We start from the raw sequence: 24,387 nt of genomic DNA, 5'->3' as shown, positions 1-24,387 counted from the left end.
AGTTTATAATTCGCTGAAAAATGCCTGCAATTCTGATAACAAATCACGTTCCTGCTCTGCCTGTCCCAAGTATTCCGAATGGCCCCTGTCGAGTACGAATAGCTTTTTCTCCCCGGACAGCGCATTGTAAATGCTGAATTGTCCGGGCGGAGCAACCGCCGGGTCAGCCAGGGCCGCTGCTATATATACGGGGACCTGGATGTGACGGGCGGATATTGCGGCATCATAATAGTTTAATGTTGCCAGAATAGGACCGTATTGCTGCTGATAGTTTTGCACCGCCGCCGCGCTACCCCAGGTCGGTAATTGCAGGCGCAACGGATTATTTCCGAAACTGGGTACGTTGAAATGTGCGCGCTGAATGCGGGCATCCCAGGGTAATGCCAGTGCGCCAATTCCTCCACCGAAGCTGATGCCGAGATAGGCAACATGTCCGGCAACGGATGGAAATAACTCAAGCAATGCAGAAACCGCAAGCCAAAGGTCCTCCACGCAACCGCCTAAAACGTAGCGATCCCTATCGTCAATGTTATGTAAAACATGAACACTGGGATCGTCAGAAATCGTTTCGCACCGGCTTTTAGACATCCCTCGAAAGCAAGGAAACAGAAAGGCCGCTCCGGAAACAGGCAGATTGAAATCCGGTTCATCCCGACCGCCATAACCGTGTCCGACAATGATGCCCCGCCTGACCTTGCTATGTTTGGGGATCAAAGCCCAGCCGCCAATCTCGACAGCGTCTGTGGAGCGGTATTTCAAGTCGTAGCACTCAAAATCATCATGACTGGTGTTTTCAAGGGTGATGCGCGCGTTTGGTTTTATCTGCACGGCTCGTTGATAGCGCGACTGCCAAAACGCTGTAAAATCTTCCGGCGGCGTTGGCGGTTCGATCCGTAGCAGTTGATCCAGGGTGTAGCCGTATGTAGGGTCGAAATCGGACATTGAAAAGGAGGTGAGTCTTATTAAACCAATAATTTGAGCATAGGATTGCTTGCCTTTTTCTGCAAGCTTGATGCTTAATTAAGTCACAAAATTAAGGTATCAGCTCACCCCCCCTTTCTATTTCATTGGGTGTAGATGGTTGATTGAAAAGGCTTCTGCAACAGGGATGGATTGGTGCGTCCTTTAAAATCAATCGCCTACGACCTTAAATCAAAGCGGGCGAGAAGTTAAAATGACGGTAAAAAGATGAACGCTATGTTATGGATTTTAACGCTTGCCCTGTTTCCTCAATCTCAGATTTTGGCGCAACAGCAGGGATGCGAATTGATTATTGAGTTATCTGAAAAGAGTCGAGAGGCCAGAGTAAGGCCTGTTGGTGAAGATTATAGCCAGTGTTTAGTCAGCGAGACAGCTTTACGTGAGGGGATTAAAACCCAATTAAATGCATGGGCAGACTTGGATTGGAAAGTGCGCAGTGTCAACCTGGGGCGGGCAATAAATTATCCGTGGCTGGTCGATTATCTTATTGAAGCATCACTTGCTTCAATTGATTGGGATATTCACAAAGGGCGGAGTTTAAGTGGGGGAGATAACCGGTTTGTTTCCCGCATCTTATCGGAACCGGTTTTTATCCGGCGACTACAAGCGTTTTTTGAAGGTTCGCCCTATACCGTAATCGCAGTGAATGTTGAAAAAGTCTTGATCGGCGATTCAACGGTTCATCACAGCGACTTATCAAAAAGTGAAAAAGTGCCCTTTGATGCGCAAGTACGGCTTATTATTGAATATCAAGAAATCAAGACTAAGCCTTGATCTTTTAAATCTTACTTTTTGTATCAACTCGCTGAAGGGTAAGTACATTTCTTTATAGAGGACTCATGAGCAAGTCATCATTGCCTGTCGATAACAGCACAATAGTTTTGAAGAAGCCGTCGGCTCGACAAGCCTATTATGCTGAATTATTCCGAAATATTAAAAAGCCGTTTAATCCCCGGCAATTACCGTGGATAGTCGAGTTAAAGCCCGGACTTGATAGACGCAATAACGAACGCCTGATACTCAAAATTGCACTAGGATTCGTCGCTTTGATCAGTTCGGGGGTATGGTTGACGGATGAGCCTTTTGATCCTGTTATGTTTGCTTTCGGTGTTTCGTCAGTTCCTTTGACGCTTTTGACGGGCGTTCTTTGGGTGCGTTGGATTTATAGAGGTGTGCCTGCCTGGTTTCGACTGCGTTTGTCTGTTGATAAGGTCAGGATGGAATCATCGAAGGGACAGTGGGAGGAGCCAGTCGCTCATTACCTTGGACTTGCGTTAAGATATAGAGTGACCTATAGGCCGCCTCCCAGATGGCGAAAGCCTTTTTATACAGAACTGGAGAAAAAGCTTCGTCAACATGAGCTCATTACGCTGTATTGGATAGAGCTGGTTCATGTCGATACTTCGCGCACAATCGTCTTATGGGCATCAGACAAAGCCAGGGTCGACGATGTGGCAACAAAACAATTGGAACAGTTTGCAAAGACGTTGAGTTTGCCGGTCATTCAATTTACCTGAGCCAGTGCTTCGTGATGATTGATGACAGTTTGTAGCAATATGGTGCGCAACCACTGCAGATCAATCGCCTTTGTGTAAAAAGTCAGTTGGTGCAAGGCAATCAATCGGTTTATGATTGGGCACGGGTTAGGAAGACCATACTATTAAAACGGTTCAGATGTGTGTTTATCCTTAATTTCTTAAAATACAGACCGTTTAAATATGACAGATTCTAGCGAAGAGAATAGCAACGGAAAATTGGCTCAACTCGATGCCTATTACCGTCAGGTTAACGAAATTATCCTGCAGCGACAGGATTGGGTCAGCGGATTGCTGCCGGCGAGTACGGCCGTCAATATTCACGGTAATTATACCGATGCGTGGGTCAGGGATAATGTCTACAGTATTTTATCTGCCTGGGGCCTGGCACTGGCTTACCGGCGGCTTGGTGAAGCAGAGGGTAAAACCTATCTACTGGAGCAAAGCGTTGTCAAGCTGATGCGCGGCTTGCTGACGGCGATGATGCGACAGGCGTTTAAAGTCGAGCGCTTCAAGCATACGCAGGATCCATTGGATGCCTTGCATGCCAAATACGACACCAAAACCGGGAATGTTGTGGTGGGAGACAGCGAATGGGGACATCTGCAACTCGATGCGACCTCGCTCTTCTTGTTGATGCTTGCGCAGATGACCGCGTCCGGATTACGCATCATTTTTACGATAGACGAAGTCAATTTTGTCCAAAATCTGGTTCACTACATCAGTCGGACTTACCGAACTCCCGATTACGGCATATGGGAGCGAGGCAATAAGATCAATCATGGTATTGCTGAGCTGAACGCCAGTTCAATCGGCATGGCTAAAGCGGCTCTGGAAGCCATGTCCGGTTTTAATCTGTTCGGTAAAAATGGCGGACAAACTGCTGTGATCCATGTCATTAGCGATGATATCGCCCGAACCCGTATCGCATTGGAATCCTTATTACCCAGAGAATCCTTGTCAAAAGAGGTTGATTCTGCGGTTCTTAGCGTGATTGGTTATCCCGCGTTCGCTGTTGACCAGGATTCGCTGCGTAACAGGACCGAACAACTTATTATCGATAAATTGCAAGGCCGTTACGGCTGTAAGCGTTTTTTACTCGATGGGCATCAAACAGAAATAGAGGACAGTCACCGGCTGCATTATGATCCGCATGAACTTAAGCAGTTTATGGACATTGAATGCGAATGGCCGCTGTTTTTTACTTATTTACTGTTGAACCGGCTTTTCGCGAATCATCAGGAAGGCGCAAAAGACTACCGTGAAAAAATTGACCGTCTCATGGTTGAACAGAACGGACAAAAATTGCTGCCCGAGCTTTATAGCGTGCCGCGTGATTTAATTGAGGCGGAAAAAGCATTGCCACACAGTCAGCCTCGTAAACCCAATGAAAATATTCCACTGGTGTGGGCGCAAAGTCTTTATGTGCTGGGTAGTTTGATTCAGGACGGGTTGCTTGATATCAATGATATCGACCCGCTGGGTCGTCACAAAACAGCGAAAAAAACTCAGGAAGTAACCATGCAGTTTGCCTTGCTGTCTGAGGATGAAGCCGTCCAGAAAGATTTGCTGAGCGCAGGTATTCCAACGCAGACCTTGGCTGAAATTGCTCCAATACAGATGCGTGAGGCGAGTGAACTGGCCAGAGCGTATACCCATATCGGCAGAAATGATCGGATTGGCTTGACCGGGCGTCCCGACCGACAGTTAAGAACGCTGGCGACTTCGCAGATTTATGTGTTGGCCAATCAGCGCCTGGTATTTTTGCCGCAGTTTTTAAGCCAGAAAGGTTTCTATCTGGCTATGGATAATCGCTTGCTGATTCAGCGGTTACGTCTGGAAATTTCTTATGTTTACCGACATTGGGACAGGCAGGGCAATCCGCTGATGGTCATGACGATCAAAGGGAATATGTTGAAAAATCAAGGCAGGGATGTCCTGATTGATTTTATCAAGGAATTGCAAGGCGGTTTGATCAAGACTATTCCGGTGCGTTTGGGGTCTTTATCCGATATGGCGTCGGCGACCAGCCATGAAAAAATTGATTACTTGCATGATTTTGAGTTTTCAGAGCCGTTATCGGATACCTCCGAGCGGCCGTTCGCGCATTTATTGTCCAGTGACAATTCGACGCCGATGCTTTTGACTGCTCAAGCCGCGATGGATTTTGAAATCAATGATGATGCCGGTTTAATCGATTATTTGATGTCAGGGCAGTCCCTCTACGGGCAGTTGGAAGCCTTGTCTCAATTAACGTTACGTCATGGGCTTGATTACGCGTTAAACCTGACGGCGCCCGATTCAGAAGACTGCTCGGTCAAAGATTTACTGGAAGAGATTTATGCCAGGGCGGGTGACCTGCATGTCTGGGATATAGTCAGGCGTTGTGCCGGTTTGCTGGGTAAATACGATATTAATCTTGAGCAGGCGGCTACTGAAATATTAGTCAGGCAGCATCAATTGACGGTAGGTCGGGCATACAGCGGTAAAGCCACTTTGAAGCGTCCGGCAGATTCTTCGGAAATACTGCAAACGATCAGAACCTATAACAGCACCGGAAATATCAGTGAACAGATTCTTATCCAGGAACTGATTATCTATTTGGGCATGCTGATCAAATCCGATCCCGAGTTGTTTGCCGATATGCATACCATCAGGGTCGGACATATTCTGCAATTAATTCTGGCGACGCGAAAACGGCTTTCCGATGGCACGCTGGATCAGGCATTTAACGAAATATTAGCCATGCCGCCCCATCAGTTGGCAGCCAAAGTTGAGGATACACTCAGGAATTACAGTCAGGTTCAAGATCAATTAGGCCGGGTCGAGCTGTTGCATATTGATGGTGAACAGCGCGAGTTGGCTACCGCACGTTTTTCTCCGGCTATGGATGCCCGCAGGGATGATGCGGAAGATTGGTATGAATGGCGGGAGCGGCAAGGTAGCGTCGGCCGTGAAAATGAGTCTTTCTTTGCCTGCGTGTGGGAAATTTTGCATCACTGCAAAGGCTTGATGATAGGTGAAAAGTTCAACAGTAATCGACGTCTGGACAGTGAAACCACTTTGGCGCATATGACCTCGGGTGAACAAAGCTTTAAACTTTTTGTCAGTCATCTACTCAATAAAATACAGTCTCCGGTTTATCGGCAACTGACCGTCGAGGCGCTTCTGGCTATGGCTTCGATAATGCAGGAAAACCCGGCTTTGCAGATTGACGATACCTTGATTATTGATGTCATCATTGGTCATGCTGTTCGCATAACCTGGCTGGAAAGTCACCCTGAAGCGCAGGAGCATTATGAAGAACAGGTGTCCTTCGCCTGGCAGGCCTTTTATCAGTTACCACCGCATAAAGTCGCAAACGCAATGCTCGATGCCCTTATACATTTACTGGATAATAATCAACACTCAGAACAAGAAGGTATTCTATGATTCTTGCAGGCGATATAGGTGGGACCAAAACAGTATTGACATTGTTTAAAAAAGGAGCCGACGGTTCATTGGTATGCGAGCGAGAAGAAACCTATGCGAGCGCCGATTTTATGGAGTTCGATCAACTGCTTGCTGCGTTTCTGCCGGATGGCGTTACCCTTTCAGCTGTTTGTTTTGGCGTTGCCGGACCTGTGCTGGATCAGCGTTGTCATCCAACCAATTTGCCTTGGATTCTGGATGCAGAAGATTTGAAAGTTAAACTGAATGTGGCCAAGGTCAGACTATTGAATGACCTGGAAGCGATGGCACTGGGTATGTTGCATTTGCCTGAAAAAGATTTACTGGAACTCAACCCTAATGCACAGCGCCACGCAGGCAATATCGCAGTGATCGCCGCAGGAACAGGTCTGGGTGAAGCCATATTGTACTGGGACGGTGTAAAATACCATCCGCTGGCGACCGAAGGCGGCCACTGCGATTTCGCTGCCCAAAATACACAACAGGATTTGCTGCTGAGTTACATGCGCAGAAAATATAATGATCATGTCAGTTGCGAACGGCTTATTTCCGGTATCGGATTCAGTCATTTATACGATTTCCTACGCGAGCAGCAATTTGCTCCGGAATGCCCTGCTGTTCCTCCTGTCAATGCCCTCTATAATGAAGGCGTGGATCGGAATGCCATCATCTCCCGCTTGGGGGTTAATGGAGAAGACGCGCTTTGTGCCGAGGCTGTCCGGTTGTTTGCCGAGTTGTATGGGGCGGAAGCCGGAAATCTGGTGTTAAAATCCTTTGCAATTGGCGGCGTCTATATCGGCGGAGGTATCGGCCCGAAAATACGCCCTTTCTTGCAGAACGGTGTGTTTATGGATGCGTTTAAAGCAAAAGGCCGTTTTACGCCTTTGCTGGACAAAGTGTCCGTCAAGTTATCACTCAATCCGAAAACACCGTTATTGGGAGCATTACATTATTTTGACGATTGATGTGTTATTCAGTGTGTATAACTCTCGCCCGTTTTGAATTAAGGGGCAGGTGCTTGATTTCAAAGGATGCATCAATACGTCCCTGTAGCTCTCTGCAACATCCTTCTTGCAGAAGCCTTTTCAATCAACTACCTACACCCACTAAAATGTGAGGGGCTGAGCAGATACCAGTGCGTGCTGAATTGATGGTCTGTTTTCGGATAAATGCTTCATCCGTCAAGGCTTCAGGTAAAATGCTCGCACATCACATCTATCACATAAATACAGGTAAAGAGATAGCCTCATGCTGAGACTATGCAATATAAAAGACGGCGTTCTCAACGCACAATATCTGCCAAAGGAAATCCGTAAACAACTGCTTTATGAAGCGCACTGGATTGATGCGCATGATCCGAATGAGCTTGAGCGAACCCAGCTGCAGACGTTTTTACATACGCAATTGCCTGATTCTGATGAAGTCGATGAAATTGAGGCATCCGCCCGGTATTTTATCGATGAGAACGGAATTCATATCCATTCCTTGTTTCTAGCCCAAAGTGAAGGCCGCCTGGATACGGTTTCCGTAGCCTTTATTTTACAGCCCGAGCGCTTGATTTCGCTCAGAGAAGGACTGGATTTGGCCGATTTCAGGCTGCTGCGGATGCGGGCGCGGCGTCAACAGGTTGAAGTTGATTCACCTAAGAACCTGTTAATTGAAATATTTGGTCAAAAAATTGAGAATCTGGCTGATGCGATTGAAGATGTGTTTTGCCTGCTGGAGCAGGTCAGTTATCAGATTCTTGAGGAAGATGATGCAGACCACGAACATGGGATTGATCAATTGGCCAAGCTTGAAGACAGTAACGGTAAAATCCGTCTCTGTTTAATGGATACGCAACGTTCAGTCGCATTTTTACAGCGGCATATGCGTCTGGATAAGGAAGTCCAACTGCCTATTCACGATATGATGCGCGACATGGATACCTTGTTGTCGCATACCACGTTTATGTTTGAAAAAATCAACTTTTTGATGGATGCAGCTTTAGGTTTCATTAATATTGAGCAGAATCAGATTATTAAGACGTTCTCCATCGCTGCTGTGGTATTTATGCCCCCGACGCTGATTGCGAGTATTTATGGGATGAACTTTGAGATGATGCCCGAGCTGAAGTGGTTGTGGGGTTATCCGGGTGCACTTTTGTTGATGGTGTTGTCCGGAATTGCACCTTATTGGATTTTTAAACGTAAAGGCTGGTTTTAGTGTTGGCTCCAGAGCATAGGGTATCTTGATGTTAAAGTTAATGCGGTTGAGTGTTTTTTTCGGATTGGTTTTATGTGTTTTTCAGGTTTGCGCCGAAGACAGCTTTCAAGTCGAACTGGTTGTGTTTTCTCAAGATATGCCCAGCACCGAATTGTTTGATCAGACGCAAACCAGGATTCAATGGCCTGATGCCGTTCTGGATATTGATGTTTTGGGAAGCGTTGCCGAAACTGCAAAAATGCTTAAGCCGGTTTACGATAAATTGGCCGTACAGCTTTCCTACAATGTTTTGATGCATGCTGCCTGGCAACAGACTCTCAGTGCCAATGCAACCGGAGAAGCGGTGCGTATCAAGGATGTGAGTGGGGAAGTTAGCGGGTTTGTCCGTATTCAACGAGGTGAATATCTTGAGTTGATTCTTGACCTTGAATTTCAGCCGTTACCCAACCAATTCTATCGACTGAATGAAGTGCGCCGGATTAAATTCAACGAACAACATTATTTTGATCACCCCAAATTTGGGGTGGTGGCTATCGTCAAACCCCTATAAACAGGTGGCGCAAGTCCGCAGGAATTAGATCGCCGTTTAGCCAAATGCTCGAAGTTTACTGAGTTAAGAAGAATTCCGGATCAGATTGCAGATCATACTGATTTGTTTGAATATCATTTTTTCAGGGTATAATTAATTCCAAAGTTAAAGCCCGTGTTTAAAGAGCTCGGGCTTTTTTGCTTGTTTTTTATAAATACCGGATAACGATGGAAGGGTTGTTCGGTGTTTGATGTGTAACTTTATTTGCAGTGTTGTATGACCCAAAAACTTTATATTCAGACTAACGGCTGCCAGATGAACGAGTACGATTCCGACAAGATGCGGGATGTACTCAAAGCCTCGCATGGACTGGAGTTGACCGATAAGCCGGATGAGGCTGACGTTTTATTATTAAATACCTGTTCGGTACGCGAAAAAGCGCAGGAAAAAGTATTTTCAGCGCTGGGTGTGTGGCGACCGTTCAAGGAACTGCGTCCTGATGTCATCATTGGCGTCGGTGGCTGTGTGGCCAGTCAGGAAGGTGCGGCGATTCAGCAACGTGCACCTTTTGTCGACATCGTTTTCGGCCCGCAAACCTTGCATCGTTTGCCGCAATTGCTGGATGAAGCGCGTAGTAAAAAGCGGCGGGTTATCGATATCAGTTTTCCTGAAATAGAGAAATTTGATGCGTTGCCTGAACCGAGAGCAGAGGGACCAAAAGCATTCGTATCGGTGATGGAAGGATGCAGCAAATATTGTACTTTCTGTGTCGTCCCCTATACGCGTGGAGAGGAAATCAGTCGTCCTCTGAATGATGTGCTTACCGAGATTTCGGCCTTGGCAGACCAGGGCGTTAGGGAAGTCTGTTTGTTAGGTCAAAATGTCAATGCCTACCGAGGTCTGATGGCGGACGGCGATATTGCCGATTTTGCCTTACTGTTGCATCATGTGGCTGCGATTGACGGTATCGACAGGATCCGCTTTGTAACCTCTAATCCTGTTGAGTTTACCGATAGCTTAATCGATGCCTTTGCGGAAATTCCAAAACTGGTCAATCATTTACATTTACCGGTGCAAAGCGGCAGTGACGCCATTCTTAAGGCAATGAAGCGTGGTCATGTGCGGGCTGACTACATCGAAACCATCCGTAAATTGCGTAAAGTTAGGCCTAATTTGACTTTGTCGTCTGATTTTATAATCGGGTTTCCGGGTGAGACAGATGAACAATTCGAAGATACCCTGCGCCTGATAAGGGAAGTCGGTTTCGATCTGTCCTACAGTTTTATTTACAGCCAAAGACCGGGCACGCCGGCCGCCGATTTACCGGATGATGTGCCTGCGGATGTCAAAAAGTTGAGGCTCAAGCGATTGCAGGACTTGATTAACGACATGGCGGTCACTATTTCAAACAACATGATTGGGACCACTCAAACCATTTTGGTTGAGGGGCAATCAAAAAAGAACTTATTACAAATGCAAGGTAGAACTGAAAATAACCGCGTGGTTAATTTTATCGGGCATCCGCGTTTGACCGGACAATTTGTCGACGTATTTATTACTGAGGCATTGCCCAATTCACTTAGAGGCCGACTGGTTGAATCTTCAGTCGATAAGATAAAAAATCAAGCTGAAACATTAGATGTATTCTGAGGAAATCACCCTGTTGCCGTCGGATAACGGCAGACTCTCCAATCTTTGCGGTCAATTTGATAGCCACCTGAGGCAAATCGAAACGCGGCTCAAAGTCGAAATAGCCAATCGCGGCAATCACTTCAAGGTTACAGGCGGTGACGAATCAGTCAAAGCCGCCTGTGCCGTGATGCACAAATTGTTTGAATCCACGGGTCAGGAACTCCTGACGCCGGAACAGGTTCATCTGGCGATGCAGGAATCAAGTATTGATGATGCCGTTAATGCGGGGCATGCCGATACTGAGCTCAATAATCATGTGATGATTAAAACCAAGCGTGGTGTTGTCAAAGGGCGCGGTACCAATCAGCAAAATTACCTTAAAAAAATTATGTCCCACGACATCAATTTTGGCGTTGGGCCTGCGGGAACCGGTAAGACTTATTTGGCGGTTGCATGCGCAGTCGATGCCTTACAAGCTGAAAAAGTCAGGCGTATTATCTTGGTGCGTCCGGCAGTAGAGGCGGGTGAAAAGTTGGGTTTTTTGCCCGGCGATATGGCTCAAAAAGTCGATCCTTACCTGCGGCCTTTGTATGATGCTTTGTACGAAATGCTGGGCTATGAACGTGTCGAAAAATTGATTGAACGAGACGTTATTGAAGTGGCGCCTTTGGCTTTCATGCGGGGAAGAACGCTAAACGATTCATTTATTATTCTTGATGAGGCGCAAAATACCACGGTCGAGCAGATCAAAATGTTCCTGACCCGGGTCGGCTTTGGTTCTACAGCGGTAGTTACCGGTGATGTCACGCAAATTGATCTGCCTTCGGAAAAAATGTCCGGGTTACGTCATGTGCTCCAGGTGCTCAAAGATGTGGAGGGCATCAGTTTTACTTTTTTTGCTGCCAAGGACGTGGTCAGGCATCCTCTGGTTCAGCGAATAGTGCTCGCCTATGAGGCTTTTGAAAAAAATAACAAGCCGCCTCAATGAATCATATTGAAATTCAGTGGATGGTTGATCCGTCAGGTTTACCAAGCGAAGAACTGATTCACCAGTGGGTTGATGAAGCATTGGACGGCCATGCCCACGATGCGGAATTGGTAGTGCGGGTTGTCGATAAAGAAGAGAGCGCGGAGCTCAACGAGCAATACCGTCATAAAAACGGCTCCACCAATGTCTTAAGTTTTCCTTTTGAAGTGCCGGAGGGCGTTTCTCTGGAAGTTAACCTCTTAGGCGATTTAGTTGTATGTGCTCCGGTTTTAGCGGAAGAAGCGACTGAACAAAATAAATTGCTAAACGACCATTGGGCTCATATCATTGTACACGGCGTGCTTCATTTGTTAGGCTTTGATCATATTGACGAGATTGAGGCCGAAGCAATGGAGTCCCATGAAATTGCTATTTTAGCCCGATTAAATATCCAAAACCCGTATAACGAGGTATGCGAATCATGAGCGAGGAATCTCCTCACAGTAGTAATGGTGGCACACAAAAAAGCTGGTTAAGTAAAATCGGACAAATGCTCAGCGGTGATCCCCAGGATCAAGAGGATTTGATGGATATTCTCAGGGAAGCGAAAGATAATCATCTGATCGACAGTGACGCGTTTGCAATGATTGAAGGTGTCATGGAGGTTTCTGAAATGCGCGTCAGGGATATCATGATTCCGCGCGTACAAATGGTGGTGGTTCCTCATGATGCCGAACTTAAATCCATACTGCCTTTAGTGCTGGAACATGGGCATTCTCGTTTTCCGGTTATAGAAGATGACCGTAGTAAAGTGGTTGGCGTCTTATTGGCAAAGGATTTGTTGTCCCATATTTTGTCAGACCTGACCATCAAGATTGAAGAAATCATGCGCCCGGTCAGTGTGGTTCCGGAAAGCAAGCGATTGAATATTTTGCTCAAAGAGTTCAGGACCAACCGCAATCATATGGCTATTGTGGTCGATGAATACGGAGCTGCTGCCGGTTTGGTGACGATAGAGGATGTTCTGGAACAGATTGTGGGTGAAATTGAAGACGAACACGATCTGGAAGGCGATGAAGAAGATTATATTTTTAGACGCAGCGATGCCGAATATACGGTAAAGGCGCTGACTCCGATTGAAGATTTTGACGAATACTTTTCCACTGATTTCGCGACAGATGAATACGATACAGTCGGTGGTTTTATTGTGACGCGTCTGGGTCATCTGCCCAAGAAAGGCGAGAAAGTCGTGGAGGACCGGTTTCGATTTGAAGTGCTAAAGGCTGACAGTCGGCGCATCCATCTACTAAAAGTCAAGATTCTCGACAATTCCGACGAATAAATTCAATAAACCTCCAGGGTAAAAAATCTTAAAATCAGCCCGCCGACGAGAGGCTTGTGAAAAAAATAAAATTGATTGGAATTGTCTTTTTTACGTGTTGGCTTTCTGCTTGTTCTTATTTTGTCAGTGACTTTAAAACACCTCATCTTTCTCTGGTCGGTATCTCACCCATTGCTCTAGGCTTGTTTGAACAGCGATTTAAACTCAAACTTCGTGTTCAAAATCCGAATGATGCCGCTTTATCCATAAAAGGCATGCAGTATTTCCTTGATGTGGAAGGGTATAAATTTGCTCAGGGTGTTTCAGATCAAGAAATCACCATCCCCGAATTCGGCGACCAAGTCATATCTTTGCCCGTCAGTTCAAACCTCAGTGTGTTGCTGCGCCTGCTCAAAAGAGCCAGGCATGAAAAATTGAGTTATGAATTAAGAGGCGATATTCAACTCGCCAATCAATTCATCAAGCTGCCGTTCAACTATAAAGGTAAATTTGATCTGAAGCTTTAGTTTAAACTTTTCAGCCTTTATGTTGTGAGTTGGGGTGGTTTTGAAGCGCCCGCATGTCCCCCGCAAAAAAGCGACTTAAGCAGACTAATGCAGGGCACTCATGACAATGATTGTTAATTCAGGCGGGATCTGTTGTTTTTGTCTACCAAACTTTGAATTACGCCGTCGATAGAACCGGTCTGGGCAATTTCCTGATTAAAGGTAGTCCGGTAATTGGTGATAAGACTAATGCCCTCTATCATGATGTCATAAACTTTCCACTCACCTTTTTTGTTCAGTATCATCCGGTAACTGATATTGACGGGTTGTTTACCGGGCTGAATGACTTGGGCCCTGACTATGGTTCTGCCATCGTCTTTTGAATCGTTGTTAGGCATAAAAGAAATCCGCCACTCTTTATATTCAAGAAATGCCTGGGTATATGTCCGGACAAGAAGCGTCTTGAATTCGTTCATAAACCGTTGTCTTTGATCAGGTGACGCTTTGCGAATGTTATTACCCAGCACCAGTAAAGAGACTCTTGGCATATCGACAAATTGCGAGACGACTCCATCAACAAAGTTTGCCGCTTTATTGAAATCATTCTGATAAATGGGGAGTTTCAGATTGTCTTGAATTTGCGTGGCGCTTTTTTCAATGACGCGCTGGGCGGCTACTAAGTCTTCAGCGGCAAAAGACAGTTTCGAAAAAAAACATGCTGAAAAAATGATTAAACTTAACGCATAAAACTGCTGTTTTTGCATAAAATGCTCCTGAAGAAAAAAGTGAAGGTAGGTGTAATGATATGGGCTTGATATTCAATAAAAATTAACCGATTCATTATACAGTGAGTTTTTGAAATGAATTAACTTAGCTCACAATCGGGACTGGGAGCAGCGGGCAATCGGGCAATATGGCTGAACATTTCGCTGAAATGGTCTTGTACATTATTGATATTGATTTGAGCTATGCCCGATGAAAAACCGAACCACACATAAAGTCCATTCAAGTCTCTGAACATGGGTGGCAGATGTTCAGGTGGGCTGATTAAACCATCAAGATAGTGTTCATAAATTACGGGAATGTCGTCCAGCGTCACTTTGCCTACGAAGAGCATCGGTAAGATTTCAGGTACGCCTTCCAATGTCGCGGTTCTGATGAAGTTAACCAGTTCAATAAAGCCTCTGACATACGATAAGTCCTTGGTAAAACATGCCCCGCCTTTTACCATGCCGCCTCTAAAGACCCGCTGCGCAATCGTATAGCTGTCGCTTGGGCTGATGCCGGAGTCGCAGAAATAGTGAAAAACTTCCAGAAAATCCGCACCTTGTTCAGCCATATCAATAGCAATCACTCTATCGCTTATGCGCTTGGCCCGGTTCGGAAATGAACTAAAGGTTAATGTCTCGATTAGAACGGCTAAACCTTCCTGTGTCGCCGTAATGCGGGGCGAACCTACACTCAGCCAGGTAGCCCAGGGCTGGTTGCGACCATTTAGGGTTGTTCCGACATGCACCCAGCCTTCATGAACTTCCAGAACTTGCAGGTCTAGTTCTGAAAAGCTGGCATTTTTATTGATTTTTATTTTATCTCCCCCCGCTGAGGCATCCGAAACAATGCCATCATCCAGCACAACGCTCAGAGCACCGTCACCAAAATGATTCGACAAACGTTGAGATAAGCGTTGTACGGCATCCTCCGCTGAAAATACTTTGGGATAGGCGCGATTAAGATGTTTGGCGCCCGGTAACGAAAAAATACCGCATAAACTTTCGCCGAGTTCCAGCAGGCTTTTATTGTCGCCGCACAGATGGTCTTTGGCCGAACCGTAGAGTGATTGGCTGTGCATTAAGAAATCAGGCGTGCCGCGTGTGCGGAGTAAGCTGATAACCCGCATGTACTGGGTTGTTGTGTCTTGCAATATCAGGCCTAACGGATCGGTTTTACCCAATTCGCGTGCGATAGTCAGGCGAAGCTCATTCAGCGCTTCAAAAACCGCAGAGACATCGTAATTAGGTGTTTGTTTCTGATAAAACGCTGCGTCAACAGCGGGTAGTCTTCGAAATTTATGGTCAAAAAATTCAGTTCTTATCTCGCGTGGCCATTTGATCGAATCCAAAATTTGAATCGGTTTTTGGATTTTGATTAACTGATTGGACAGAGCAAGTAACCGTTCCCGGTAAGTCGATTTGGTCATAAGTCAATCCTCAGTTCAGTTCACACCTCGAGCATACTGATAATTAAGCTAAAGATCAAAAAAACCTCCATTGATCGATTGACAGCGATTCTCAATTTGAAGAGAAAAAAGGGCTGAGGGAATCTTTTTGAGGATGTCGGTAGCAGGGCAGGTTTTTATTCCTGACAAAATCTGCATTTCGGCTGTCAGGTGCTGCTGTCAAGTCCGCATGGAAGGGTTTACGGCGTTCCTCAAAAGGCTTTTCCCGGACCAAATTGACTTCGAAAAGATCAAACTGAGAATTGCTGATCGATTGATGGTGTATTGATTTAATCCAAATAATCCTGAGAAACAGAATATTCTCGGCACTGGTTGGGTAATGATCAGTGAAAATTAAGGTAAAAAAAAGCCCCTGGCAAACACGTTTGCCAGGGGCTTTGAATCGGCTAATTAATAGCGATTCTTACTTTTTAGCGTTGCGTTCCAAAGTTTCTTTAATGACCTCATCCGAAACGTTTTTCGGACAAGGTAAGTAATGAGAAAACTCCATGGAGAACTGACCGCGACCTGAAGTCATAGTCCGTAAATCACCGATATAGCCAAACATTTCGCTCAGCGGTGCTTCGGCTTTGATCCGGACGCCAGTGACGCCCGCTTCTTGTGACTTGATCATGCCGCGGCGGCGGTTAAGGTCACCGATGACATCACCTACGTGATCTTCAGGTGTGTATACATCTATTTTCATGATCGGTTCGATCAATTGTGGGCCGGCTTTAGGAACCGTTTGGCGATAAGCGGCACGGGCGGCAATTTCAAAAGCAATCGCCGAGGAGTCAACCGCGTGGAACCCACCGTCAGTAAGAATAACTTTGAAGTCCAAGCAGGGGAATCCTGCCAAAACACCTTTGTCCAGGCTGTTTTTGAAGCCTTTATCAACAGCAGGCCAGTATTCTTTAGGTACGTTACCACCGGTAACCGCTGATTCGAAAACATAGCCGCTGCCCGGTTCGCCTGGCTCAATAACGTAATCAATCTTCGCGTATTGGCCTGAACCACCGGTTTGCTTTTTATGCGTGTAGCTGTCTTCAACCCGGCGAGTGATCGTTTCGCGATAAGCCACCTGGGGTTTACCAACGATAACGTCAACACCATGCGTTCTGCGCAGAATATCAACTTTAATATCCAAATGCAGTTCTCCCATCCCTTTAAGAATGGTTTCACCGCTGTCGATATCGGTTTCAACGCGGAATGAAGGGTCTTCCTGGATCATTTTGCCCAGTGCAACGCCCATTTTTTCTGATGCGCTTTTATCTTTTGGAGCCACGGCGATTGAGATGACCGGATCAGGGAAAACCATAGGCTCTAAAGTGGCCGGTTCTTTCGGGTCGCATAATGTGTGACCGGTTTGAACGTTTTTCATGCCCAACACGGCAACAATGTCACCCGCTTGTGCTGAATCGATTTCTGCGCGGTTATCCGCATGCATTTCTACGATACGGCCAATACGTTCGGTTTTGCCGGTGAACGTATTTAAAACGTTGGTGCCTTTTTCAAGACGACCGGAATAAATGCGTAAGAACGTCAATGCACCGTAACGGTCGTCCATGATCTTGAATGCCAGTGCCCGTAATGGTCTGTTGGGATCAACGATAGCGAAGTTACCAGTTTCGTTGCCTTCCAAATCAACTTCCGGTTGGGGATTGACTTCGGTTGGGCATGGCAGATAATCAATAACGCCATCCAGAACCAATTGCACGCCCTTGTTTTTGAACGATGAGCCGCAAAAAGTTGGGAAGAAATCCATCTTGATAGCGCCTTTGCGGATGCATCGCTTCAGTGTTTCGATATCGGGTTCTTCGCCTTCCAGGTATTTTTCCATGACATCGTCATCTTGATCGACAACCTTTTCGATCAATTCGGCGCGCCATTTTTTAACGTCTTCCAGCATGTTGGCAGGAACGTCAGTGATTTCATAATTCATTGGGTCGCCGGAGTTATCCCAAATCCAGGCTTTTTCGGTTAACAAGTCGACAACACCGACAAACTCATCTTCAGTGCCGATAGGCAGGGTCATGACAACCGGAACCGCACCCAAAACATCTTGAACCTGCTTAACCACACGGTAGAAATCTGCGCCGGTTCTATCCAGTTTGTTGACGTAGATAACACGTGAAACTTTTGAGTCGTTTGCATAGCGCCAGTTGGTTTCGGATTGCGGTTCTACGCCCCCGGAGCCACAGAAAACACCGATCCCGCCATCAAGAACTTTCAACGAGCGGTAAACTTCAATGGTAAAGTCAACGTGCCCGGGAGTGTCAATAATGTTAAAGCGATAATCTTTCCAGAAACAGGTAGTCGCCGCAGATTGAATGGTAATGCCGCGTTCTTGTTCTTGTTCCATGAAATCTGTGGTCGCAGCGCCGTCATGCACTTCACCAATTTTGTGGATTTTTCCGGTGAGTTTAAGAATCCGCTCTGTCGTAGTTGTTTTCCCGGCATCCACGTGCGCGAATATGCCGATGTTTCTGTATAGCGATAGATCTGTCATGTTTGTACTCTAAAAGTTAAGGCTTAAGGCATAAAAAACTTTTCATCAGGACATGCCCGGGTTTCTTAGGGAAACGCTTTTAATCACCGGTTTCTGCAGTGGGAATGGGTCTGCACTGCTAAAATCCAAAATGAAGATCATCAGCACTACTTACGGCTCGAGTGACTGTGTTTAAGCATTCACCTGCGAGAGCTATCCCCTACAAAACGCGTCCAGAATCGAAAAACCCCATATTGTAACCTAAAACTGAGATTAAACTAGCTTGAAATGCTCTTAAGCGTAATTCTCAATTTGAAGGAGAGAAAGGACTGGGCTAATCGCTGAATTCACAGATAAGGGTGTTATAAATCATGGGCCTGATTTCTAAGCCCCGGATTTTGTTCTTACTGATTTAAATATGTGTGTTGTCGCACAAGTTTTCAGCAGATTTATTTCTAATCGCCTATATCTTTTTCATAATTTAAACGATATTTGTATCTGATTCTGTTGCTTGGTTAATGAGTCAACGTTTTGCGGTAAAATTTAAGATCCATGACGCTTTCCAATTAGCATGGATTTAATGCTCCATCGTGCATTCGTTTTAAAGGGGTGAACACTTGAAATCAGTTTATGATTTGACCACTGCCGACATCATGAACGTTGCGGTATGCCTGGTCTCTTCGGATTGTTTGCTGGGTCAAGCGGCCAGACAAATGGCTGAGGATCAAATTTCTTCGATTGTTATAACGGAACACGGCAAACCGCTGGGAATTTTAACTGAGCGGGATTTGTTGAAACTGGCTCACGCGCATATTTCCCCTCTTACTCCGATTAATGAGGTCATGACCTCGCCTGTTGTAACGATTAAGAAAAAATGCACTATTGAGACAGCTTTAACGCTGTTTCTGGATCGTCCAATCCGCCATCTTGTGGTTGTCGATGAGCACGAGTTGGTTGCCGGTATCGTCAGTGAGTCTGATTTTTTCAGGCATATGGGCGTGACGTTGGTAAGGCAGTTGGGAGATCTTAATGGCATTATGGATAAGGAGTTGCCGCGCATACATTCTTCGTCATCTTTAGATGAAGCAATAGCTTTGATGTTGCTAAAACAAAGTTCCTATGTGTTGGTCATGGAAGACGAAAAATCGCTGGGGATTTTAACTGAGCGAGATATTCCTGCTGTCATTTCAGCGATGAATTCCAGTCCTTTAAACTTGATTCCGGTCGTGCAAATAATGCATCAGCCGGCTATGACTGTGCCAAGCACTACAGCGGTTCTTGATGCGTTAGAGCTTATGCAATGCCAATCATTGCAGCATCTGGTGGTTGTTAATCAGCAAAGCAAAGTGGAAGGTCTTATCAGTCGCCACAGCTTAATGGAGCGAATTGGTACCAATATTTTGTTGGCGGCGACCCAGCATCAAAAGGACAAGTTAGCGGCGAGTCGTCGGCATATTGAACAGCGTTTACGTTTAGCGGTAGAAGTCACCCATCTGGGCTTTTGGGAAATTGACTTTGTTAGTGGCAGGCTGCGTTTTCAGGAAAACTGTTTAAAAATATTGGGGATTGAAGCAGCGGAAGCGGCCAAGACTTTTGATGACTGGCTGGCGCTCGTTCATCCTGATGATAAAGACAGCGTCATATTCCAGTTTGATCAAGCGATGCAGGCTGACAATCCCCTGGTAGATGTGGTTTACCGGATGAGATCTGACCTCTCGGATTGGCTTTGGTTACACACGCGATCAAGGGTGGTCAGGCGTGATCAGTTGGGGCGTCCTGAACTCAGTCTGTGCACATCGATGGACATCACGGAGCGCAAAGTAAACGAACTGGCTTTAGCCGAAAGTCAGCTGCGTAATCAGCGCATTATGGAACTGGCAAACGAGGGTATTTTGACACTGGATGCAAGCGAGCGAATCACGTTTGTGAATAAGCGTATCGCGGCGCTATTAGGTTGGTCTGAACCTGAACTGATTGGGCTGGCTATTAGCCGGTTTATTCCGGATGAGGATCTGGATGATCATCGACGGCTGATGGCGCAGGTAAAAAAAGGCTTGCCGGCTGAATATGAACAACGTATGCGTGACAAAGACGGGCAAGTCGTTTGGGTCAAAGTCACGACCTCGGCAATTACCGATGAAAATGATCAGTTTGCCGGTAGTTTTTCGATGCTTACCGATATTACGCTGCAAAAAAGGACGGAAGATCAGTTACTCCATACGGAAGCGCTATTGAAGATGACCTTGGATTCTACCGACGAGGGCATTCTGGTCATCACTCAAGACAATAAAGTTTTGATTGCCAATCATCGCTATTTCGAACTTTGGCGAATTCCGGCTAATTTGGTCAATACACCAGACTACACAGTTCTTCATCAACACGTTTTGGATCAGTTAATTGATCCGGATCATCGAGATTTTTTTGGTTCAAGCCTTCATCTGGACCGGGATGTCATCCGCGACAAGCTGTATTGTCAGGATGGCAGAGTACTAACGCGCAGCAGTAAGTCCCTGGTTATTAAAGACGCCCCGTGCCGGGTTATTTCCTACAAAGACATTACTCCCCAGGAATATTTACAAACCGCTTTGGCTGAACGTGAGGAAATTTATCGCGCCATAGTGACTAATGCCTCGGATGGCATTTGCCTGATTGATGTTGATACGTTTCGTTTTGTAGAATTTAACGAGGCGGCTTGTCATGGGTTGGGGTATTCCCGTGAGGAATTTTCTAATTTGAGTATTCCTGATATACAAGGCGAGATGGATGCCAATCAGGTGGCGATTAAAATTAGAGAAATAGCTAAAGCCGGGATGTATGTTTTCGAAACGGTACATCGACATAAAAATGGTGCGTTGATGTATATACGCGCCAATAACTTTCTGATCTATCTTAGAGAGCGGCCTTTCTTGGTCGCTATTTGGAGCGACATATCCGAGCGTACCAGGACTGAAGCGCTAATCCATGCCAGCGAAATCCGATACCGCACATTATTCGAGAACTCAGCCGATGCCATTGCGATAATCCAGGATGGTCTGTTTGTAGCGTGCAATGAAAAAGCCTTGCAGCTTTTTGGTTGTGAACGTGATGAATTTATAGGCGCCTCACCGGCGGTGTTTTCGCCACAGGTTCAGCCGGACGGCTCTGATTCTGTCGAATTGGTCAAAATTAAAATTGATCAAGTCATGCAGGGAAAGCTTAGTCTGTTTGAATGGCGGCATAAACAGCTTTCTGGCGCTGAATTTGATGCAGAGATTCACTTAAATTCGTTTAGCATGGAGGGGCAAACTTTTATACAGGTGATTGTCAGGGATATCAGTGAACGCAAGCAGAATGATGCTGCTTTAAAACTGAGTGAAGTAAGGATGCGAACCCTCATTGAAACGATACCTGATTTAGTGTGGGTAAAAGATCCCGGAGGTTTTTACATTTCATGCAACCGGATGTTTGAGCGACTTTTAGGCGTTTCCGAACAAGATGCGATAGGAACATCAGATTACGATTATTTCAGTCAGGAAGAGGCTGATTTTTTCAGAAAAAATGATCTTGAGGCGATAAAAGCCAATCAGTCTCGCGTAAATGAAGAATGGCTGACTTTTGCCGACGGCGGTTACAGGGGGTATTTTGAAACAATAAAAACGCCGATGTACGACAGTGCTAATCAGTTGATAGGCGTTTTAGGTGTTACTCGGGATATCACTGACAGGCGGGAAATTCAGTTGGCGCTTAACGAGCGTATCAAAGAGCAGAAATGTTTGCACGCTGTGTACAGCATTACTGAAAATGTGGAGCAGGATCTGGAGGTGATGCTGCAAGGAGTAGTCGATCTGTTGCCCGATGGTTGGCGATATAACGACATCGCCGGAGCTTGTATTGAATGGTGTGGAACGTTTTACACCAGTGATCTTTATCAGGATAGTCCCTATGTCCAGACAGCGGCTATCAAATCCCAGCAGGAACTGATAGGGAGTGTCAGTGTTATCTATACAGCAGAGCCGCCGTTTAAAGTGGAGTCGCTGTTTTTACCAGAAGAACGCATCTTGATCGATAGCATAGCTGAGCGTTTGGCGAGTGTTATGGACAGGCGGAAAACGGCTAGACTGCTTCGGGAGCGTAACGAAATTTTCCGTTCTATCGTTACACAGGCGGCGGTAGGGATAGTGTTGATTGACCCGGTTATGGGCCGCTTTGTCGAATTCAATTCGGCAGCTTGCTTGGGATTAGGGTATGACCGGGAAGATTTCAAGCTTTTAGGGATTAAGGATCTTGTGCCCGCTTCGGCCAAGTATAGCAGTTCGAGTATGCTTGAAGCAGGTAATGATAATTTTGAAACGGTTTTACTGCACGCAGACGGTCGCCTGCGAAACATGAATATCAGCAAGCAGATGATCAAACTGCAGAATTGTTACTTTATCGTTGCGATCTGGACGGATATCACTCAGCACAGAGAGCTTGAAAAATCACTGGCGTACGAGATGGAACGTCGTCAGGCGCTGATCGATAATTCAAGGGACGGCATAGTCATCATTGATCAGCAGCATCGGGTGCGTGAGGCTAATCAGCGTTTTGCCGATATGCTGGGGTACACCGTCGAGGAGGTGATGGATCTTTATACTTGGGATTTCGATGCGTGCTTTACTCAAGAGCAGGTTGAAAAAGACTTTTCCAATCTGTTACAGACCCAGACTATTTTTGAAACACAGCATCGCCGTAAAGATGGTTTTCTTTTCGATGTTGAAGTCAGCGCCAGCGGTACCGTTTGGGATGGCGAAAAGTTGGTATTTTGTATTAGCCGGGATATAACTTCACGAAAAATAGCCGAGCAGGAGCTCAATAACTATCGGGGGCATTTAGAAGAGCTGGTGCAGACTCGAACCGTTGAGCTGGTTGAGGCCAAAAGGCAAGCTGAAGAAGCCAATCAGGCGAAAAGTACGTTCCTGGCCAATATGAGCCATGAAATTCGGACGCCAATGAATGCTATTCTTGGTTTGACGCATTTGCTGCGAAAGGCTATTACCGATCCTCATTCCCGGAACCAATTAGGTAAGGTTGAAGATGCGGCTCAGCATTTATTAGCTATCATCAATGATATTCTCGATTTATCAAAAATTGAAGCAGGGCAATTGAACATTGAACAGAGTGAATTTGCACCGCAACGCTTGATGGGTGATGCGCTAAGCATGGTGGGCCAGCGAGCCGCAGAAAAAGGTTTGCGACTGGTCATGGAACATGATCCGACAGTTCCTGCGGTTTTGATCGGTGATGCACTTCGTTTGCGGCAGATGCTGATTAATTTTTTAGGTAATGCGATCAAGTTTTCCGACTCCGGACAAATTACCGTGACATCCCAGGTGATTGAAACAGACAAAGCAGCGGTTATGTTGCGTATTGCGGTTAAAGATCAGGGTGTCGGCCTGGCTGATGATCAAAAGAAAAAATTGTTCAAAGCATTTACCCAGGCCGACGAGTCGACGACGCGCAGGTTTGGCGGCACGGGTCTAGGATTGGCGATTACCAAGCGTTTGGCCTTGTTGATGGGGGGTGATGTAGGTGTCGAAAGTCAACTGGGAAAAGGCAGCCTTTTCTGGTTTTCCGTTTTATTAGGTAAAACCCAGAGTCAAAATATTCCTGATCAAATGACCTGGACGTGTAAGGAGAGTAACGTGGCAGAGCAAACTTTGCGCAGTCAATATGCAGAGGTCCGGGTTCTTGTTGCAGAAGATGATCTTGTCAATCAGGAGGTAGCCCGCGAATTGCTGGCGGCAGTTGGTTTGCAGGTAGATATTGTCGATAATGGTCTCAAAGCAGTGCAGCAAATGGAGCTGCGGTCTTATGCGCTGGTTTTGATGGATATGAAAATGCCGGTAATGGATGGCATGGAAGCCACGCGCTTGATTCGTCAATCGCCTGGTAATAAAGAAGTTCCCATTCTGGCAATGACGGCAAATGCTTTTGACGAGGATAGACGGCTTTGTTTAAATGCGGGTATGAATGACTTTATCGGCAAACCTGTCGATCCCGATCTGCTTTACCAAATTATATTGAAGTGGTTAATAAATCAAAAAATCGGCTCAATTAAGCTCAATGAAGATAAAAAAGCTCAGGACGATTATGCTTTGAGATCACTTTTAGAGGGGCTTGACGGGGTGAATCTCGATGCCGGTTTGAGCGTTGTCAGAGGCAATATGACCAAATATGCCAAACTGCTCAAAATGTTTGTAGAGGGTCATGGACAAGATGTCGCATTAATGAGGAGTCATCTGGCAACGGGCGAAATGGAAAAGGCGAAACGCCTTTCTCATACACTGAAAGGCGTTTCCGCAACCCTGGGTTTAGAAGTCATACACAGTCAAGCTGCAGCGTTGGATCTTGCCATCCATCAAGGGCAGTCATTGGATATTATTCTGGCGGAATTGGCCGAAGTTGATCAGGTGTTGTCGCCTTTTTTGCAGTCCGTAGCGCCTTTAATCAATCAAGACGAAAGTTAGGACTGTCAGCCTTCTTCTATTTCAGACTAAGGGTATCGCTACAAATCACTTCCCCCTTTGAAAAAAGGGGGGG

16 protein-coding genes are annotated in these 24,387 nt (G+C 46.0%); 12 read left to right on the top strand and 4 right to left on the bottom strand.

Annotated elements, in window-relative coordinates:
• Positions 1-3: 3 nt before the first annotated feature.
• Positions 4-942: an acetylxylan esterase gene (locus tag Q7V32_RS01290; protein WP_304895185.1), complete on the bottom strand. Its 939-nt coding sequence runs from the start codon at positions 940-942 to the stop codon at positions 4-6.
• 324 nt (positions 943-1,266) lie between these two features.
• Between Q7V32_RS01290 and Q7V32_RS01285 the strand changes: the two genes are divergently transcribed.
• The 11 genes from Q7V32_RS01285 (at position 1,267) to Q7V32_RS01235 (ending at position 13,147) form a co-directional block, all read left to right on the top strand.
• Positions 1,267-1,755: a hypothetical protein gene (locus Q7V32_RS01285; RefSeq protein ID WP_304895184.1), complete on the top strand. Its 489-nt coding sequence runs from the start codon at positions 1,267-1,269 to the stop codon at positions 1,753-1,755.
• 65 nt (positions 1,756-1,820) lie between these two features.
• Positions 1,821-2,498 carry a hypothetical protein gene (locus Q7V32_RS01280; protein ID WP_304895183.1) on the top strand — a complete coding sequence of 226 codons (678 nt, stop codon included), beginning with the start codon at positions 1,821-1,823 and terminating at the stop codon, positions 2,496-2,498.
• Positions 2,499-2,699: 201 nt separating this feature from the next.
• Complete coding sequence (locus Q7V32_RS01275) at positions 2,700-5,948, top strand: glycoside hydrolase family 15 protein (protein ID WP_304895182.1); 3,249 nt, start codon at positions 2,700-2,702, stop codon at positions 5,946-5,948.
• Positions 5,945-6,931 carry a glucokinase gene (glk, locus tag Q7V32_RS01270; RefSeq protein ID WP_304895181.1) on the top strand — a complete coding sequence of 329 codons (987 nt, stop codon included), beginning with the start codon at positions 5,945-5,947 and terminating at the stop codon, positions 6,929-6,931. The genes Q7V32_RS01275 and glk overlap by 4 nt, the downstream gene beginning before the upstream one ends.
• Positions 6,932-7,214: 283 nt before the next feature.
• Complete coding sequence (gene corA, locus Q7V32_RS01265; RefSeq protein ID WP_304895180.1) at positions 7,215-8,171, top strand: magnesium/cobalt transporter CorA; 957 nt, start codon at positions 7,215-7,217, stop codon at positions 8,169-8,171.
• Between the two features lie 28 nt (positions 8,172-8,199).
• Positions 8,200-8,721, top strand: coding sequence for a CsiV family protein (locus Q7V32_RS01260; RefSeq protein WP_304895179.1), 522 nt, complete (start codon positions 8,200-8,202; stop codon positions 8,719-8,721).
• Between the two features lie 255 nt (positions 8,722-8,976).
• A complete protein-coding gene (gene miaB, locus Q7V32_RS01255) occupies positions 8,977-10,350 on the top strand; it encodes a tRNA (N6-isopentenyl adenosine(37)-C2)-methylthiotransferase MiaB (RefSeq protein ID WP_304895178.1) in 1,374 nt (457 codons plus the stop codon).
• Positions 10,340-11,320: a PhoH family protein gene (locus Q7V32_RS01250; RefSeq protein WP_304895177.1), complete on the top strand. Its 981-nt coding sequence runs from the start codon at positions 10,340-10,342 to the stop codon at positions 11,318-11,320. The genes miaB and Q7V32_RS01250 overlap by 11 nt, the downstream gene beginning before the upstream one ends.
• Positions 11,317-11,784 carry an rRNA maturation RNase YbeY gene (ybeY, locus tag Q7V32_RS01245; RefSeq protein ID WP_304895176.1) on the top strand — a complete coding sequence of 156 codons (468 nt, stop codon included), beginning with the start codon at positions 11,317-11,319 and terminating at the stop codon, positions 11,782-11,784. The genes Q7V32_RS01250 and ybeY overlap by 4 nt, the downstream gene beginning before the upstream one ends.
• Complete coding sequence (locus Q7V32_RS01240; protein WP_304895175.1) at positions 11,781-12,641, top strand: HlyC/CorC family transporter; 861 nt, start codon at positions 11,781-11,783, stop codon at positions 12,639-12,641. The genes ybeY and Q7V32_RS01240 overlap by 4 nt, the downstream gene beginning before the upstream one ends.
• Positions 12,642-12,697: 56 nt before the next feature.
• Positions 12,698-13,147, top strand: coding sequence for an LEA type 2 family protein (locus Q7V32_RS01235; RefSeq protein ID WP_304895174.1), 450 nt, complete (start codon positions 12,698-12,700; stop codon positions 13,145-13,147).
• Between the two features lie 113 nt (positions 13,148-13,260).
• On the opposite strand, the gene Q7V32_RS01230 is transcribed toward Q7V32_RS01235, so the two are convergent.
• The 3 genes from Q7V32_RS01230 to fusA form a co-directional block, all read right to left on the bottom strand.
• Positions 13,261-13,890 carry a phospholipid-binding protein MlaC gene (locus Q7V32_RS01230; RefSeq protein WP_304895173.1) on the bottom strand — a complete coding sequence of 210 codons (630 nt, stop codon included), beginning with the start codon at positions 13,888-13,890 and terminating at the stop codon, positions 13,261-13,263.
• A gap of 101 nt (positions 13,891-13,991) precedes the next feature.
• Positions 13,992-15,323, bottom strand: a complete 1,332-nt coding sequence (locus tag Q7V32_RS01225) for a flavohemoglobin expression-modulating QEGLA motif protein (RefSeq protein WP_304895172.1) — start codon at positions 15,321-15,323, stop codon at positions 13,992-13,994.
• Positions 15,324-15,765: 442 nt separating this feature from the next.
• A complete protein-coding gene (fusA, locus tag Q7V32_RS01220; RefSeq protein ID WP_304895171.1) occupies positions 15,766-17,850 on the bottom strand; it encodes an elongation factor G in 2,085 nt (694 codons plus the stop codon).
• Positions 17,851-18,446: 596 nt separating this feature from the next.
• On the opposite strand from fusA, the gene Q7V32_RS01215 reads away from it, so the two are divergent.
• Positions 18,447-24,314 carry a PAS domain S-box protein gene (locus tag Q7V32_RS01215; protein WP_304895170.1) on the top strand — a complete coding sequence of 1,956 codons (5,868 nt, stop codon included), beginning with the start codon at positions 18,447-18,449 and terminating at the stop codon, positions 24,312-24,314.
• Positions 24,315-24,387 lie beyond the last annotated feature (73 nt).

This window comes from Methylicorpusculum sp., assembly GCF_030651835.1.
Taxonomy (GTDB): domain Bacteria; phylum Pseudomonadota; class Gammaproteobacteria; order Methylococcales; family Methylomonadaceae; genus Methylicorpusculum.
This window is presented reverse-complemented; position numbering and strand designations above follow the sequence as displayed.

Bases quoted from the DNA above. Each gene is read 5' to 3' on its own strand.
- Q7V32_RS01290 (WP_304895185.1), bottom strand. From the start codon at position 942: ATGTCCGATTTCGACCCTACATACGGCTACACCCTGGATCAACTGCTA.
- Q7V32_RS01280 (WP_304895183.1), top strand. From the start codon at position 1,821: ATGAGCAAGTCATCATTGCCTGTCGATAACAGCACAATAGTTTTGAAG.
- Q7V32_RS01275 (WP_304895182.1), top strand. From the start codon at position 2,700: ATGACAGATTCTAGCGAAGAGAATAGCAACGGAAAATTGGCTCAACTC.
- glk (WP_304895181.1), top strand. From the start codon at position 5,945: ATGATTCTTGCAGGCGATATAGGTGGGACCAAAACAGTATTGACATTG.
- corA (WP_304895180.1), top strand. From the start codon at position 7,215: ATGCTGAGACTATGCAATATAAAAGACGGCGTTCTCAACGCACAATAT.
- Q7V32_RS01260 (WP_304895179.1), top strand. From the start codon at position 8,200: ATGTTAAAGTTAATGCGGTTGAGTGTTTTTTTCGGATTGGTTTTATGT.
- miaB (WP_304895178.1), top strand. From the start codon at position 8,977: ATGACCCAAAAACTTTATATTCAGACTAACGGCTGCCAGATGAACGAG.
- Q7V32_RS01250 (WP_304895177.1), top strand. From the start codon at position 10,340: ATGTATTCTGAGGAAATCACCCTGTTGCCGTCGGATAACGGCAGACTC.
- ybeY (WP_304895176.1), top strand. From the start codon at position 11,317: ATGAATCATATTGAAATTCAGTGGATGGTTGATCCGTCAGGTTTACCA.
- Q7V32_RS01240 (WP_304895175.1), top strand. From the start codon at position 11,781: ATGAGCGAGGAATCTCCTCACAGTAGTAATGGTGGCACACAAAAAAGC.
- Q7V32_RS01230 (WP_304895173.1), bottom strand. From the start codon at position 13,890: ATGCAAAAACAGCAGTTTTATGCGTTAAGTTTAATCATTTTTTCAGCA.
- Q7V32_RS01225 (WP_304895172.1), bottom strand. From the start codon at position 15,323: ATGACCAAATCGACTTACCGGGAACGGTTACTTGCTCTGTCCAATCAG.
- fusA (WP_304895171.1), bottom strand. From the start codon at position 17,850: ATGACAGATCTATCGCTATACAGAAACATCGGCATATTCGCGCACGTG.